Raw genomic sequence first — 13990 nt, 5'->3', positions numbered from 1 at the left:
CTTGACTTGCGGCTATGACTTCGCCAGGCACCGCCGTGCAGACGGACCAGATCGAGCAGGTGGACCACGTCGTGCAGACGGACCAGATCGAGCAGGTGGTCCTCCTCGATGAGGCCGGGAACGCCGTCGGCGTCGCCGACAAAGCGACCGTGCACACCACCGCGACTCCGCTGCACCTCGCGTTCTCCTGCCACGTCTTCGCCCCCGACGGTGCCCTCCTGGTGACCCGCCGGGCCCTGGGGAAGCGCACCTGGCCCGGCGTCTGGACGAACTCCTTCTGCGGCCACCCGGCACCGGACGAGCGGATCGAGGACGCCGTCGTACGCCGTGCGGAGCGCGAACTTGGTGCCCGGCTGGCGACGCTGGAGGTCGCCCTGCCGGACTTCCGCTACCGCGCGGTCGACGCCTCCGGAATCGTCGAGAACGAGATCTGCCCGGTGTACACGGCGACCCTCTCGAGCCGGGATGCGCTCGACCCGCGCCGGGACGAGGTTATGGACTGCGAGTGGGTCGACGCGGAGGCGACGGTGGACGCCGTTCGCGCGACTCCGTGGGCCTTCTCGCCCTGGCTCGTCCTGCAGCTCCCCCGCCTGCTCGGCTGACCCCGCCCTCTTCCCCGCCGCGAGATGCCACTTGAGTACACGTTCGTCGGCGTGTCGCGTACGCAAGTGGCATCTCGCAGCGGGCGTTAGGTGGTGTAGACGTCGGTGCGGTGGAAGTTCAGCGACGAGCGGGAGGCCGTGGGGCCGCGCTGGCCCTGGTAGCGCGAGCTGTACTCGGCAGAGCCGTAGGGCTTAGCGGCGGGAGAGCTGAGGCGGAAGAAGCACATCTGGCCGATTTTCATCCCCGGCCAGAGTGTGATGGGCAGAGTCGCCACGTTGCTCAGCTCGAGGGTGATGTGGCCGGTGAAGCCCGGATCAATAAACCCGGCGGTCGAGTGTGTCAGCAGGCCGAGCCGGCCCAGCGAGCTTTTGCCCTCAAGGCGCGCCGCGATGTCGTCCGGCAGCGACACCTCCTCGTAGGTCGACCCGAGCACGAACTCGCCCGGGTGCAGGATGAAGGGCTCGCCCTGCGGTGTCTCGACCAGGTGGGTCAGCTCGGGCTGGTCCTCGGCCGGATCAATGTAGGGGTAGCGGTGGTTGTCGAACAGCCGGAAAAAGCGGTCCAGGCGAACATCGACGGACGACGGCTGCAGCATCGACGGATCGTGCGGGGCGAGCCCCACCCGTCCGGAGGCGAGTTCGAACGAGATGTCGCGGTCGGAGAGGAGCACGCTGCGATCCTAGGGCGTGAGGCGACCTCGGACCTGAGCCAGGCGCGACCCTTGCTACGATGTCCTGGTGCGCCCGAGTGGCGCTGCGCGAGTGTAGTTCAATGGTAGAACTTCTGCTTCCCAAGCAGATGGCGCGGGTTCGATTCCCGTCACTCGCTCCGACTCACCTCCCCGCAGCGCCGGCTCAGCCCAGTAGCGGAAGCCGCCCGACGATCTAGCGGAAGCCGCCCGACGATCTTTCGTCACCTCCGGCTCCGAGGACGTCCTCATCCACGTCGTCGTCCGCGACAACCAGGACCTCTACTCCTTCGTCATCGACAAGCTGACCCAGCGCCGCGAGGTCGCCGACGTCCGCACCTCCGTCGTCTACGAGCACCTGCGCGAGCAGGTCGTGCTGCCGCTGGGCCGCGCGACCGAGTAAGCCAGTGCGGAGAAAGTTACACTCAAAGGGTCCAGATCCAAGGGTAAGAGGCGCTCATGGCCAAGCGGTCCCTTTTATCGTGCCCCGTCGTCCGCGATGCAGTACTCGTCCTGGGGCAGCTCGTGCGCGAGGCGAGAGTGGCACGCCGATGGACACGAAACGGCCGAACCGGCGAGGAGGAGCAGCGCGCACGCTACGTCACCTCTCCCGACGTGCTGGCGGTGCTGCGGCGGCACGGACCGACGCGGGCGGATCCGAGTCCCGAGCTGTTCGCGCGGATCGCCTTCGCCAAGGCGATCAGCAACTCCGATGACCACGCCAGAAACCACGCTGCGTTCTGGGACGGCCATCACCTCAGCCTTATCCCCGCGTACGACCTCGCCCCGGGCAACCGCTCGGGTGAGACGGCGAGCCAAGCGCTCGGGTACGGCCGATCCGGCGAGAGGCGCGTACACGCCGCCGCCCTCCTCCCGACCGCGCCCGTCTGCGGACTCGACCTCCGGGAGGGTCGCGCTGTCGTCGAGAGGATCCTCGGGGCCGTTCTCGACGGATTCGACGACGCGGTCGAGCAGGCCCGCGTGCCCGAGCGGGATCGCTCTCGGCTCCCGGGCCACCTCGTCCTCAACCCTGGAGTGCCGCACGACCTCACCGGTGTCGTGACCGGTTGGACGGGCGGGGTCGGGCCCGCATCCCGCACGACACGCCGGGCGGATCCGCGGCAGGGCGCCCGATCGGCGAGCGCAGAGGGCAGGGTGCAGGAGTGAGCGAACTCGTGCAGATCCCGTCGCCGGGCGTCGCCCTCGAGTACGGGCAGCCCGGCCGACCCGTGGTGGTCGTGCTGCACGACATGTTCGGGCGACTGCCGTGGCTGGAACCGTTCGCCGAGGCGGTGGGCAAGCACGGCTACCAGGTGCTCGTGCCGGACCTCTTTGACGGCTGGGCCACCCTCGCCCCGGAGGACGCGCGGGCTCTCGCCGCGATGGCGGCGCAGGACCGAAACCTCGCCGCCGTCGCCGAGGCGGTGCGCACCGGAGTCGCGGCGGGAGCGCAGCGCAGCGCCGTCATCGGCTTCGGATTCGGCGGTCGGCTCGGGCTGCTCGCCGCGGGCACGGGACTCGTGGATGCAGTCGTCGGCTACTACGCCACCCTCGGCGCCGAGGAGCATGTGCTGGTGCCGTGCCCGACCCTCCTGCACTACGCGCAGCACGACGAATGGCCTGCGGGCGATGACCCGGAGTCGTTCGTCGGTCGGCTGAAGGAGTCGGGGACGCCGGTTACGACGCACACGTACCCGGGCACGCACCGGCACTTCGCAAACGGTAATCTGCGCGACACGGTGAATCCCGCCTCCGCGGCCCTCGCCTACGCGCGGACCCTTTCGTTCCTGAATCCGCAGCTCATCGACACCTGAGCGCTCAGCCCTGTACGTCGTGCAGATGGTGCTGGATGTCGTGCAGGTAATAGCGGGCGATCGTGTCGACAGTGAAGGAGGCGCCGTCGCTGCGGCGCCCCGGGCGCTGCCACTGGGCGCCGGTGACGGAGTCGAAGACCTCGGCGACCCGCTCGGCCGCATCGACCAGCTCGCGACCGACCGTGCCCGGGTCCTGCTGGTCGTAGCGCTCCTCGACGGCGGCGACGTCCTGGTCCCAGTTGGGGTAGAGCGGGTCGTCGCCCGCGAGCATCAGCTGCACCCGGGTGCGGTAGATCCGGTGCACGTCGCGCACATGCGCCGCGTACTCCAGGGGCGACCAGGTCTCGTCGTCAGGCCGGCCCGCGGCGTCGTCGCGCTCGAGCACGAAGGGCCAGGCGGCGGCGTTCTCGCGGAGGAGCCCGGCGACCTCGTCGGCGTCGATGAGCGAGGCGTCGAAACCGCACTCGAGGCAGGGCCGCTCAAGGACCCAGGTCCAGTCCTTGGTGTCGGGAGCGATCGGCATGGCACAAGACTAGGACGATGCGGGCTCAGCAGCGCGCCGAGGTCCCCTGCACGGTGCCACGCTCGCCGTCGGCCGTCCACGGGAGCTGCGGGAGGCCCTCCGCTCCTGCCGCCGCCCCCTGCTCGACCGCGATCGCGGCCAGGGCCCGGGCGACAGTCGCGGCGAAGTCGCCGCCGGGCGTCGAGCTGTTGATCGAGACGGCGACCGTCAATTCCGAGACCGGGTCGGAGTAGGCAGCGGTGACGAAGCCGGGCGCCAGGCCGGAGAAGCCGCGGAGGGGGCCGGCCTCGTATCCGCCGAGTCCGGCCCGGAGGTAGCCGGCGCGGCCCTGGCCCTGCGGAACCGGATCCTGCCACACGGCGTCACCCGAGGGATCAGCGGCGAGGCCCGCGGCCAGACGCCGCAGATCCTCGAGATCGGTTACCGCGCCACCGGCCGCGCCGAGTGCGGACGGGGATGCGGCGGTGACGTCGAGTCGCAGGTCGCAGCGCCTCTCTCCGGTGACTAGGTCGAGCGCCACGGCGTAGCCGCGGGGGGACGGAGCGGGAAGGTCGACGTCGGAGCGACCCGGCAGCTCCGTACTGCGCAGGCCGTACCGCGACACCACGTACTGGTCGTACAGCTCGCCGATGCTGCGGCCGGTGATCCGCGCGGCGACGAGGCCGGCGAGCAGGGGCCCGGTGGAGGAGTCGGACCACGCCGCTCCGGGAGTCGCCGAAGCGCCGTGCACCTGTGCCGCGGCGAGCAGCTCGAGCGTCGGCCACTGCCGTGCGGGGTTCTGCAGCACGGTCGGCCAGAGCGACGAGCGGAAGTCGGCGAGGCCGGAGGTGTGCGCGCAGAGCTGGCGCAGGGTGAGGCCGTCGACACCGGGAAGGGAGCGGAGCGTCTCGCCGATGTCGGCATCGAGGTCGGCGCGGCCGGACCCGGCCAACGCGACGACCACGTCGCAGGTCATCGCCTCGGTGCCGCCGGTACCCAGCCGCAGGTGGGCGTCGGTGGTGAGCGCGGTGGTGCGCTCGTCCGACTCCCAGCCGACCGCGCCCTCCCAGCTGCCGCCCCACGGCGACCACACTCCGGCGACTGCTCCGGTCGCACCGGCGATCCCGAGCGTCTCCTCGAGGAGTCCGGTCAACGCGGCGGAGAGCTCCTCCGACGCGGGCTGCGCGGGGGCATCGGCGACGAGGGAGGCGTTGGGCGTGCATCCGGCGAGTGCGAGCACCAGGACCGGGACGACGAGCAGCCCTGTCCGCGTCAATCTGCGAAACCCCATGCCGTGCGACTCCCCCGTCTGAGAACGGCACCACTGTACGGGGCGTCGGCGGGCGGGGACGGCCGGTCTGCACACCGGCGTGATTCGTGTCCTGACCGTGACCGGCGCCTGACGGCGACTGGCGTCGTCCGGACGGTGACTGGCGCGATCCACCTCGTGAGCGGCGCAGTCCACCCCGTTCCCAAACCGGCAGGCCTCGGGTTACGAAGAGGGGGAGTACAGCGCAGACGCGCTGCTCGAAGGAGGTAAGAGACCATGCGTAGATCCCCCAATCGACTGCTGGCGACTCTCTTCGGAGCCGTGTATGTCGTCGTCGGGCTTCTCGGCTTCGTCGTCACCGGAGGAGTGCAGTTCCTTGCGACACAGGGCGGGCTTCTGCTCGGTATCTTCGAGGTGAATCCGCTGCACAATATCGCGCACCTCCTTATCGGTGGTGCGCTCCTGATCGCCGGACTGTCCACGGTCCCCGCAGCGAAGGCGGTCAACGTCACCGTCGGAGCGGTGTACCTGCTGCTGGGCATCGTCGGCTTCTTCTTGGTCGACACTGCCCTCAATGTGCTGGCGCTGAACACCGCCGACCACTTCCTGCACCTGGCCAGCGCGCTGGTGCTCCTGGGAGTCGGACTCGGCACCGAAAAGACGGCGAGGACGCGCACCGCCGCGACCGCCTGACCCGGGCGGTATTGCCGCCCCTCCAGACTCCGTCCGCCGTGGGCCCGCCGTTTTCCGCGGCGGACGGACCGAACGGCCCCGGACGACACGATGCGGTGTGTCGATCCGGGGCCTCCTTTTTTCGGCTCTTCCCCGACCCAGTGATTGGAGTAGTCATGACGACAGTGGCACGCTGCAACGCCGCCTTCGCCGGGCTGGGTGCCGGCCTCGTGCACGTCTCGATCGCCGCCGGTGGCGAGGGAGTCCAGGCCCCCGTGATCGGTGTGCTCGGCGCCGTCGAGATCCTCTGGGGAGTGCTCGTTCTGGCACGCGGGCGGATCCTCCTGCCTCGGACCACGCTCGTCGTCGCGGTCGCCGCTCTCGCCGCCTTCGCGCTGGGCCTGGCCACCGGCATTCTCGCCGAGCCGATGCCCGCGCTCTCCGCCGCGGTCCTCGAACTGATCGCTTTCGCGGTGGTCGCCGTCACACTGCGCTCGTCCCGGACCGAGGAGCGCACCGTCTCGCCCACGCGCGCCCTGGTCGGCCTGCTGGCCGGCGCACTGGCCGTCTCGGCGCTGGCGACTCCGGCGATGGCCGCCTCCTCGGGGGGATCAGGTGACGGGGGCGGGATGGGCGGGATGATGCACTCGGTCGTCGACGGCGGACACCAGCACTGACGCTCTGGATCGCGGACACCCGCGTCCGCCGCTGGATGTGTGCACCCCTGGTCCCGGCGGCGTCGCTCGACTAAGGTAAGGCCAACCTAAGTCGTCGAGGGAGGCCACCGTGTCGAACGTTGTTCCGTTCTCCGAGGCCCTGCGCCTACGTATCGGCCAATCCGGTGCCGACGACGAGGGCGCCGCCTTCATGACCTCGCTGATGACGGGCTCCGGCAGCCGCGACGACTACATCGCGCTCATCTCGCAGCACTACTTCGTCTACGAGGCGCTCGAGGCCGTCGCCGAGGACATGGCCGGCGATCCGGTCGCCGCGCCCTTCCTCTCGGCCAAGCTCACCCGCCTCCCCGCGATCGCGGAGGACCTGCGCTTCCTCGTCGGTGAGAACTGGCGCGAGCGTATCCGTCCGCTGCGCTCGACCAGCGCCTACGTCAAGCGGATCCGTACGGTCGCCGCGGGCTGGAGCGGCGGGTTCGTCGCGCACCACTACACGCGCTACCTCGGTGACCTCTCGGGCTGCGCCATCGTGAGAGCCCTGCTGCAACGACGCTTCGGTTTCGAGACGAACGGCGTGGGCTTCTTCCTCTACGGCGAGATCGCCGCGCCGTCGGCCTTCCGCGCCACCTACCGCGAGCAGCTCGACGCCGCGGGCTGGGACGATCAGGAGCGCGAGCGTGTCATCGCGGAAGTCGCCGAGGCGTACCGGCTGACGACGGAGCTGTTCCGCGACCTCGCGCGCACCTGCGCGGCGGCCTGACACCTGTGGTCCGGTGACACCTGTGCTCCGGTGACATCTGTGCTCCGCTGACACCTGTGCTCCGGTGACGCCTCTGCTCCGACCGAGCGCCCTACCGAGCGTCAGTCCACGGACGCCTCGGCGACGGCGGCCCGCTCCGCCCGCCGCTCGGACATGAACCGCAGCACATCCTTGTCGACGATGATGTCGCTCGGGCGGAGCGGACGGGTCAGGTAGAGACCCTCGAGACTCGTGATGCGGCTGAGCGCCACGTACGTCTGCCCGGGTGCGAAGGCGCGCTGGCCGAGGTCGACCACCGCCGAATCGTAGGTCTTGCCCTGCGACTTGTGGATTGTCACCGCCCAGGCCAGACGGAGCGGGAACTGAGCGAACTCCGCGACGATCTCGCGGGTCAGCTTCTTCGTGGCGGCGGAGTAGGAGTAGCGGTAGCGCTCCCAGGTCGCGGGCTCGACCTCGTGCACCTCGCCGTCGACGTCGACCCAGACCGTGCCCGCAACCTTCGTCACCCGGCCGATGGTGCCGTTCACCCAGCGCTGCTCGGAGTCGTTGCGCAGGAACATCACATGCGCGCCGATCTTGAGCTCGAGGTTGTGATCCGCCGGGTAGGCGCGCCCGCCGAAGTCCCCGCTGATCTCGGCCGAGGCCGTCTTGAGCGGGCCCTTGAGCCGGGCGAGCGCCGCCTGGTTGATCCGATTGACAGTGTCGTTGCGGGTCGCGAGAGTGATCGCATCGTCGGCCGGAGGCGTTCGGGCGCCGGCCGCGTTGAGGATGTCGGCGATCTCTTTCGTCACCATGCCAAAGCGAACCGCGTTGAGCATCCACTTAAAACGCTCGTCGCTCTGCCGGTGGATCCGGCCGAGCTCGACGATCCGCAACGGCGCCTCCTGCCACACCAGGGCGTCAAAGAACCACAGCGAGCGGTAACGGTCGGCGAAGTACGCGCGCTCCTGTGGATCACCGGGGACGGGAGCGAGCTGGAACGGGTCGCCGAAGAGGACAACCTGCACGCCTCCGAACGGCTCGGAGCGCCGCTGCCGCGCCTGGCGGAGGCTGCGGTCGATCCCGTCGAGGAGGTCGGCGTTGACCATCGAGATCTCGTCGATCACGAGCGTGTCAATGGTGTTCAGGAGCTTGCGCAGCTCGGGAGGCTGGTCGAGGTCAGAGTCGGCGATGACACCGATCGGCAACCGGAACAGCGAGTGGATGGTCTGGCCGCCGACGTTGAGCGCTGCGACCCCGGTTGGCGCGCAGATGACGATCTGCTTGTCGGTGTTCCAGCTCAGGTGGTTGAGCAGAGTGGACTTGCCGGTGCCCGCGCGGCCGGTGACGAACAGGTGCTCGCGGGTGTTCTCGATGAGCTCGAAGACCCGCTGCTGCTCGTCGGAGAGGGTGGGCTGGGTCACCGGTCCACTGTACCTGCGGCCTGCGCGCGGTCCGCAGCGGACGGCGCGGGTCAGCTGCGTTTTTCGAGGGCGGCGAGCCGGTCGTTATAGGCGGTGAGCTCCGCCTCGCCGGTGCGGTCGGCCTGGCGGTCGCGGCGCTTGGTCTCACGGGCGTCGGAGCGGCTCCACATCATCGCGACCACGATCGCCAGGGCGAGGGTCGGGATCTCGCCGATGCTCCAGGCGATGCCGCCTGCCGCCTGCTGATCGGCGAGAGCGGAGGTGCCCCAGCCCATCGCTCCGTACCAGTCAGCGAGCAGCAGGCCCTCCCCCGTCATCAGGGCGAGGCCGAAGAAGGCGTGGAACGCCATCGTGCCCAGCAGCAGTAGCAGGCGCATCGGGTAGGGCACGCGGTGCACGCTCGGGTCGACCCCGATCAGCACGCTGACGAAGAGGTAGCCGGTGATCAGGAAGTGGACGATCATCCACTCGTGGCCGATGTGGTCGGTGGTCGCCCAGCGGAACAGCGGCGAGTAGTAGAAGCCCCACAGCGAGCCGACGAACAGCAGGGCGGCGACGATCGGATGCGAGATCGCGGTGGCGAAGCGGGAGTGCACGGCGAGCAGCACCCACTCGCGGGCGCCGCGGGAGCCATCGGTGCGTCGGGTGGCCGCTCGGGCGATCAGGGTGACCGGGGCCGCCGGGACGAGCAGCAGCGGCACCGCCATCGTCAGCACCATGTGCGAGAGCATGTGGGCGCTGAACAGGTACTTCTCGTAGGCGTTGACGCCGCCGTTCGTCATGTAGGCCAGCAGCAGCATGCCCGCGATCCAGAGGATCGTGCGGTACAGCGGCCAACGGTCGCCGCGGCGGTGCAGCCGCACGACTCCGGCGAGATAGAAGGAGATGGCGAAGGCGCAGATCAGGAGCCAGACCAGGTCGACGTTCCACAGCGTGAGGAAGTTCGCCGCGCTCGCGGGCGGGGGGAGCGGGTCACCGGTGAGCAACTGGGCTGGAGTCGGGTCGGTGAGCTGGCTGGCCACGACCTGGTCGACGGGGGTCGCGGTGCGGGCGAGCGCCGCGGCGACTCCGGAGGCAATGCCCATGAAGGCGATCTCGGCACCGACCAGCCACCAGAAGCCGCGGCCGCCGACGCCGCCGGCCCGCCTCATCCGCTCGATGAGGTAGCGGCGCTGCAGCACACCGAACATGCCGAGCGCGACCAGCGCCGCGACCTTGACCAGCACGAGGATCCCGTAGCCGGTGAGCAGGTTGTCAAGGGTGGCGAGCCGCAGCGCGGCGCTGACGTAGCCGGAGGCGGCGACCGCGACGAAGCTCACGAGCGCGAGGCTGGAGTAGCGCTCGATCACGGGCAGCAGGCGCGCTCCGCCGAGGAGCGGCCGGAGAGCGACCATCGTGATCAGGCCGCCCAACCAGATCGCCGCGAAGACGAGGTGCAGGCCCAGCGCGGTGACGGCGGCATCGTGGCCGCTCGCTCCCGCCGCGTGCCCCTGCTGCGCCATCGGCAGCAAGGTGAGCAGGGCCAGGGCGGTGACGAAGACAAGCGCGGTCTGGTTGCGGACGGCGAAGCAGAGCACGGTGACCACGGCGGCGAGCAGGGTGGTGATGAGCCAGGCCTGGCCGACCTCGATGCTGCCGATGAAGTAGCTGAGCTTGGTGCCGAAGTCGCGGTCGAGGCTCAGTGGCGTCTGCGTGACGGTGAGGAAGGTGAGGAAGCCGGTCACGGCGCTGGCGGCGGCGAAGAAGGCGGCGCTGGCCGCGGCGACGTCGAGGGCTACGGAGAATTCGGTGCGCGGCTCGGCGGCGGGCTCGGCGACCGCTGTGCGCGCGGGGGCGAGGGTGGTGCGAGGCGCGGAGGCGCGAGGCGTCGAGCGGGCCTCGCGCTCGGCAGCGGCGCGGGGGCTCAGCGCGAAGAGTGTCAGCACGAGCGACCCGATCATGCCCGCGGCGCCCAGGTTGACGGCGAGCTTGGCGATCGGCAGGCAGTAGCGGACCACGGGACCCGGGTCGTTGAGCAGCGGGGCTGCGGCACCTCCGCCGAAGGCCAGGGCCGCGAGGAGGGCGACGAGCGCTGCGGCGACGAGCACGAGCGCTGGGCCGACGATCCGGGCGGTTCGATTCACCCCATTAGCCTACGTTCCGCGGCTGGTCGGCAGCCGCTTCCGCGGACGACGACGGCCCCGGCGCAGTGCCGGGGCCGCATCGGAGGACGCGACTACTTCGCGGCGGCCTTGAGCTTGGTGCCCGCGGAGACCTTGACCGAGTGGCCGGCGGCGATCTGAATGGTCTCGCCGGTCTGCGGGTTGCGGCCGGTGCGCGCGGCGCGGGAGGTGCGCTCGACGGCGATCCAGCCGGGGATGGTGACCTTCACGTCGTTCGACACGGAGTCGGCGAGGGTGGTGAAGAGCGAGTCGAGGACGCCGTTGACGGCGGCCTGGCTCTGGCCCGAGTCGGCGGCGATCTTCGCGACGAGTTCGGTGCGGTTGAGCGACTTGTCAGCCATGCAGTGTCCTCCCAGGACGTTCTCGCTGTCGGAACAGCTGGTTGTGGTGGATCGTCCTCGGCCGGGGACGGACGTCCTCGACCGATCGGACCGTCGGTAACCTACCAGCCCCGTCCCGGATTTCCGGCGATTTCGGCCCCGAGATGCCCGGAACGACGCGGATCGCGCCCCGTGGTCCCTCCACAGGAGGTGCGTGGCGCGACTCTCCGCCGATCAGCAGATCCTTTCCCCGCCGCGTCCGCCCTGTGGCGAGGATCGGCTCATGATGACGACGACACTCCTTCCTCCTTCTTCTGTTCGGCCCGCCGAGGCCCTCCCCCGGAACCCGCGGCGACGCCGTCCAGCCCGCCGGCCCCGAGAACCCGGACTCACCGCGCTGGCGCTGGGCCTGCTCGCGCTCGCCTCTTCTGTCCATCCGTTCTGGGCCCTGCCCGCAGTCGCCATCGCGGCGGCGGCCGCGGCCCTGTCGGTACGGGCGCTGCGCTGGGCGGGCGAGCGCAGGAGCGCGGTGGTCGGTTTCGCCTGCGCGGGGCTCGCGCTCCTCGTCTGCTCCGTCACCGCCCCCGCCGCAGCACGGGCGGGACTCGCGGTACTGACCTGGATCGCTGATGCACGGCCGGGTCGGTGAGCGGGTGCGGTCCCGGCCCAGGGCACGTCGCTACAGTGGCGGCGGCGTGTCCCGAGCGCGCCGGAGGGACGGCCGCGATGGCGCACAAGGACGGTTGGATCTCGACGGCGATCTGGTGGCACGTCTACCCGCTCGGCTTCACGGGCGCCGAAGCGAGCGCCGCGGAGGGCCCCGGTCCGCAGGACGAGCCGCAGCACCGCCTCCGTGCGCTGCTGCCCTGGCTCGACGACCTGCTGGCGCTGGGCTGCAATGGGCTCCTGCTCGGGCCGGTCTTCGCCTCCTCGAGCCACGGCTACGACACGGTCGACCACTTCCGGGTCGATCCCCGCCTCGGCGACGACGCCGACCTCGACATGCTGATCGCGGCCTGCCGCGAGCGCGGGATCCGAGTGCTGTTCGACGGCGTCTTCAACCATGTGGGCCGCGAGCACCCCTGGTGGCGCGCAGCGGTGGCGGCGGGCGAGGGTTCGCGTGAGGCGGCGCGCTTTTCCCGGAGCGAGGGCTCCCGCGAGGTCGATGGACTCCGCGTGGACGTGTTCGAGGGGCACGACGCCCTGGTCGAACTCGACAACGCGCAGCCGGAGGTGGCGGAGTACGTCTCGTCCGTGCTCGCGCACTGGCTTGAGCGGGGCATCGACGGCTGGCGCCTCGATGCTGCATACGCGGTCGCACCGGCCGCCTGGCACGCGGCGATCGACCCGGTGCGGCAGCGATTCCCCGAGGCCTGGTTCGTCGGTGAGGTCATCCACGGCGACTACGCGGGCTATGTGCGCGAATCGGGGCTCGACTCCGTGACGCAGTACGAACTCTGGAAGGCGGTTCGCAACTCGATCGAGGAGGCGAACCTCTTCGAGCTGGCCTGGTCACTGGAGCGCCACGACGGCTTCGCCCGCGAGTTCCTCCCGCTCACTTTCATCGGCAACCACGATGTGACCCGGATCGCCAGCGCACTCCGCGACGAGCGCCACCACAGCCATGCCACCGCGATCCTCGGCTTTGTCGCCGGCGTGCCGAGCATCTACTCGGGCGATGAACGGGGGCTCCGGGGCGTCAAGGAGGAGCGGGTCGGCGGCGACGACGCGATCCGCCCCGAATTCCCGGCCGACCCCGCCCAGTGGCCGGGCGGGGAGGCCTACCGCGCGCACCAGGAGGTGATCGCCTTCCGCCGACGCCATCCCTGGCTCGTCGGCGCGAGCACCCGCACCGTCGATCTGTCCAACACGGCCGCGCTGCTCGTGGCGGAGGGCCCGGAGGGACGCATCGCGCGACTCGCCCTGAACCTGGGCGACGAGACCGCAACCGTCGGCGGCATCGAGGTGGCCGCTCACTCCTGGTCGTTGCACGACTGAACCGGGCGCCAGAGGCAGTCGCAAGGGTGGACGGTCAGCCGATGCGTGACGCCGGAATCAGCAGGCCCGCCTCCACATCCGCGATAAAGTCCGGTCGCAGGACGCGGGACTCGATGGCGAGGCCGCCCGAGGTCCAGCCGTCTCCGAGCGGGCGCTCGGGGGTGATCAGGACGTGGCCAGGAGTAGAGGATCGCCCCAGGACCGCGGCGACCTCTCCGACGGGGTCGTAGAGGGCGTGATCGACGAGAGGCGCGTACACCTCGTACGCCGCGAACTCGTCGCGGTTCCCGAGGAAGACGGGCAGTAGCTCCTCCCCCTCGCGCAAGCCGTTCGGCCACCAGCGGAAGCGCTCGACGAGGTGGTGGCAGGAGGTGCACGAGGGCGAGAAGAAGACGAGATGAGTCGCGGGGCGAGAGAGTTCGTCGAGCGTCAGGTGCTCCCCTGCGGCGGTGACGAGGGCGAGGGTCGCATCCGCCGGGGAGGCGTGGGCCCCGGAGGCGGCGGGTACGACGGTGGATCCGGCGCGACGATCGCGCACCAGCACCAGCGAGACCGCGGCGAGAGCCGCTGCGAGGCCGGATGCTGCGACCGCCGCGACTCCGCCCCCGCTCGCGAGCAGGGCAGAGGGGGCGAGCGCGCCGAGGAGCCCGGCGAGTGCCAGCGCGAGGAGCGCGGCGTTCCGTGCAACGGTGCGCCCGGTCATCCTCGCTGAGCCCAGACCGCCGAAGCATTCGCAGTCGACGTCCTCCCTCGCACGGACCGCGCGGACGGCGACGATCAGGAACACGGCGTCCACAAGCACCACCGGCACGAGCGCGGCGCGGTGCAGTGGAGCGGGCGCCAGCACGACCGCGGCACCCAGCACGATCTCGATGACAGGGAAAGCGGCGGCGAACCAGCCGCGGCGCCGGAGCACGAGTGGTACGCCGAGAGCCGCAAGACTCGCGCGGAATTCAGCCGTGCGGCCGAGCTTGAGCGCTCCGCTGACGACGAGCACTGCACCCGCGCACCATCCGGCGACCGCGAGAACCACGTCCAGCATCCATCGCCTCCTCGTTCGGCTCCTGCCCGCAGGACGCTACCGGCGCGGGTGGGCAGGACCCAACGCAGGCGGGGAACGATGG

General features: G+C 70.5%; 16 protein-coding genes and 1 tRNA gene. 10 read left to right on the top strand and 7 right to left on the bottom strand.

Translation table 11 applies throughout. The annotated features are described in order from the left end of the window. The first annotated feature begins 14 nt into the window (after nucleotides 1-14). The gene (gene idi, locus C1O28_RS00455) at nucleotides 15-602 is read left to right on the top strand and encodes an isopentenyl-diphosphate Delta-isomerase (RefSeq protein ID WP_097166187.1); all 588 of its coding nucleotides are present in this window, start codon (nucleotides 15-17) and stop codon (nucleotides 600-602) included. Nucleotides 603-688: 86 nt separating this feature from the next. On the opposite strand, the gene dcd is transcribed toward idi, so the two are convergent. Then, nucleotides 689-1273: a dCTP deaminase gene (dcd, locus tag C1O28_RS00450; RefSeq protein WP_097166186.1), complete on the bottom strand. Its 585-nt coding sequence runs from the start codon at nucleotides 1271-1273 to the stop codon at nucleotides 689-691. A gap of 87 nt (nucleotides 1274-1360) precedes the next feature. On the opposite strand from dcd, the gene C1O28_RS00445 reads away from it, so the two are divergent. The 4 genes from C1O28_RS00445 to C1O28_RS00430 all read left to right on the top strand — a co-directional run bounded on the left by C1O28_RS00445 (nucleotide 1361) and on the right by C1O28_RS00430 (nucleotide 3105). Next, nucleotides 1361-1431 (top strand) — tRNA-Gly (locus C1O28_RS00445). Between the two features lie 110 nt (nucleotides 1432-1541). Next, nucleotides 1542-1694: an Lrp/AsnC ligand binding domain-containing protein gene (locus C1O28_RS00440; protein WP_097166397.1), complete on the top strand. Its 153-nt coding sequence runs from the start codon at nucleotides 1542-1544 to the stop codon at nucleotides 1692-1694. Nucleotides 1695-1750: 56 nt separating this feature from the next. Beyond that, nucleotides 1751-2458, top strand: a complete 708-nt coding sequence (locus tag C1O28_RS00435; protein WP_097166185.1) for a HipA domain-containing protein — start codon at nucleotides 1751-1753, stop codon at nucleotides 2456-2458. After that, complete coding sequence (locus C1O28_RS00430; protein ID WP_097166184.1) at nucleotides 2455-3105, top strand: dienelactone hydrolase family protein; 651 nt, start codon at nucleotides 2455-2457, stop codon at nucleotides 3103-3105. The genes C1O28_RS00435 and C1O28_RS00430 overlap by 4 nt, the downstream gene beginning before the upstream one ends. Before the next feature lie 4 nt (nucleotides 3106-3109). Here the strand turns inward: C1O28_RS00430 and C1O28_RS00425 are convergent, their stop codons facing one another. Both C1O28_RS00425 and C1O28_RS00420 read right to left on the bottom strand, forming a co-directional pair. Further along, nucleotides 3110-3628, bottom strand: a complete 519-nt coding sequence (locus C1O28_RS00425) for a DinB family protein (RefSeq protein WP_097166183.1) — start codon at nucleotides 3626-3628, stop codon at nucleotides 3110-3112. A gap of 25 nt (nucleotides 3629-3653) precedes the next feature. Beyond that, nucleotides 3654-4898 carry a serine hydrolase domain-containing protein gene (locus C1O28_RS00420; protein WP_097166182.1) on the bottom strand — a complete coding sequence of 415 codons (1245 nt, stop codon included), beginning with the start codon at nucleotides 4896-4898 and terminating at the stop codon, nucleotides 3654-3656. A gap of 255 nt (nucleotides 4899-5153) precedes the next feature. On the opposite strand from C1O28_RS00420, the gene C1O28_RS00415 reads away from it, so the two are divergent. From C1O28_RS00415 to C1O28_RS00405, 3 genes are all read left to right on the top strand, one after another. Further along, nucleotides 5154-5570 (top strand): DUF4383 domain-containing protein, encoded by a 417-nt coding sequence (locus C1O28_RS00415; protein WP_097166181.1) that lies wholly within the window; start codon nucleotides 5154-5156, stop codon nucleotides 5568-5570. 155 nt (nucleotides 5571-5725) lie between these two features. Continuing rightward, entirely contained in the window at nucleotides 5726-6226 is a 501-nt protein-coding gene (locus C1O28_RS00410; protein ID WP_097166180.1) for a hypothetical protein, read from the top strand. A 109-nt stretch (nucleotides 6227-6335) separates the two neighbouring features. Next, on the top strand, nucleotides 6336-6983 hold the full coding sequence (locus tag C1O28_RS00405; protein ID WP_097166179.1) for a biliverdin-producing heme oxygenase: 648 nt from the start codon (nucleotides 6336-6338) through the stop codon (nucleotides 6981-6983). A 101-nt stretch (nucleotides 6984-7084) separates the two neighbouring features. On the opposite strand, the gene C1O28_RS00400 is transcribed toward C1O28_RS00405, so the two are convergent. The 3 genes from C1O28_RS00400 to C1O28_RS00390 all read right to left on the bottom strand — a co-directional run bounded on the left by C1O28_RS00400 (nucleotide 7085) and on the right by C1O28_RS00390 (nucleotide 10889). Beyond that, nucleotides 7085-8386, bottom strand: coding sequence for an ATP-dependent DNA helicase (locus C1O28_RS00400; RefSeq protein ID WP_097166178.1), 1302 nt, complete (start codon nucleotides 8384-8386; stop codon nucleotides 7085-7087). A 50-nt stretch (nucleotides 8387-8436) separates the two neighbouring features. Then, nucleotides 8437-10509: a bifunctional copper resistance protein CopD/cytochrome c oxidase assembly protein gene (locus C1O28_RS00395; RefSeq protein ID WP_243392043.1), complete on the bottom strand. Its 2073-nt coding sequence runs from the start codon at nucleotides 10507-10509 to the stop codon at nucleotides 8437-8439. Between the two features lie 92 nt (nucleotides 10510-10601). Next, nucleotides 10602-10889, bottom strand: coding sequence for an HU family DNA-binding protein (locus C1O28_RS00390; RefSeq protein ID WP_056037903.1), 288 nt, complete (start codon nucleotides 10887-10889; stop codon nucleotides 10602-10604). Between the two features lie 262 nt (nucleotides 10890-11151). Here C1O28_RS00390 and C1O28_RS00385 point away from each other — a divergent pair, with 262 nt between their 5' ends. Then, nucleotides 11152-11517 (top strand): hypothetical protein, encoded by a 366-nt coding sequence (locus tag C1O28_RS00385; RefSeq protein WP_104259772.1) that lies wholly within the window; start codon nucleotides 11152-11154, stop codon nucleotides 11515-11517. A gap of 77 nt (nucleotides 11518-11594) precedes the next feature. Beyond that, complete coding sequence (locus C1O28_RS00380; RefSeq protein ID WP_097166177.1) at nucleotides 11595-12866, top strand: alpha-amylase family glycosyl hydrolase; 1272 nt, start codon at nucleotides 11595-11597, stop codon at nucleotides 12864-12866. 34 nt (nucleotides 12867-12900) lie between these two features. Here the strand turns inward: C1O28_RS00380 and C1O28_RS00375 are convergent, their stop codons facing one another. Then, the gene (locus C1O28_RS00375; protein ID WP_097166176.1) at nucleotides 12901-13908 is read right to left on the bottom strand and encodes a MauE/DoxX family redox-associated membrane protein; all 1008 of its coding nucleotides are present in this window, start codon (nucleotides 13906-13908) and stop codon (nucleotides 12901-12903) included. Nucleotides 13909-13990: the final 82 nt, after the last annotated feature.

This window comes from Rathayibacter rathayi (assembly GCF_004011095.1).
Lineage (GTDB): Bacteria > Actinomycetota > Actinomycetes > Actinomycetales > Microbacteriaceae > Rathayibacter > Rathayibacter rathayi.
Note: the sequence above shows the minus strand (reverse complement) of the source record. Positions and strands in the feature narration are given on the sequence as shown.

Bases quoted from the DNA above. Each gene is read 5' to 3' on its own strand.
- idi (WP_097166187.1), top strand. From the start codon at position 15: ATGACTTCGCCAGGCACCGCCGTGCAGACGGACCAGATCGAGCAGGTG.
- C1O28_RS00435 (WP_097166185.1), top strand. From the start codon at position 1,751: ATGGCCAAGCGGTCCCTTTTATCGTGCCCCGTCGTCCGCGATGCAGTA.
- C1O28_RS00425 (WP_097166183.1), bottom strand. From the start codon at position 3,628: ATGCCGATCGCTCCCGACACCAAGGACTGGACCTGGGTCCTTGAGCGG.
- C1O28_RS00420 (WP_097166182.1), bottom strand. From the start codon at position 4,898: ATGGGGTTTCGCAGATTGACGCGGACAGGGCTGCTCGTCGTCCCGGTC.
- C1O28_RS00415 (WP_097166181.1), top strand. From the start codon at position 5,154: ATGCGTAGATCCCCCAATCGACTGCTGGCGACTCTCTTCGGAGCCGTG.
- C1O28_RS00410 (WP_097166180.1), top strand. From the start codon at position 5,726: ATGACGACAGTGGCACGCTGCAACGCCGCCTTCGCCGGGCTGGGTGCC.
- C1O28_RS00390 (WP_056037903.1), bottom strand. From the start codon at position 10,889: ATGGCTGACAAGTCGCTCAACCGCACCGAACTCGTCGCGAAGATCGCC.
- C1O28_RS00385 (WP_104259772.1), top strand. From the start codon at position 11,152: ATGATGACGACGACACTCCTTCCTCCTTCTTCTGTTCGGCCCGCCGAG.
- C1O28_RS00380 (WP_097166177.1), top strand. From the start codon at position 11,595: ATGGCGCACAAGGACGGTTGGATCTCGACGGCGATCTGGTGGCACGTC.
- C1O28_RS00375 (WP_097166176.1), bottom strand. From the start codon at position 13,908: ATGCTGGACGTGGTTCTCGCGGTCGCCGGATGGTGCGCGGGTGCAGTG.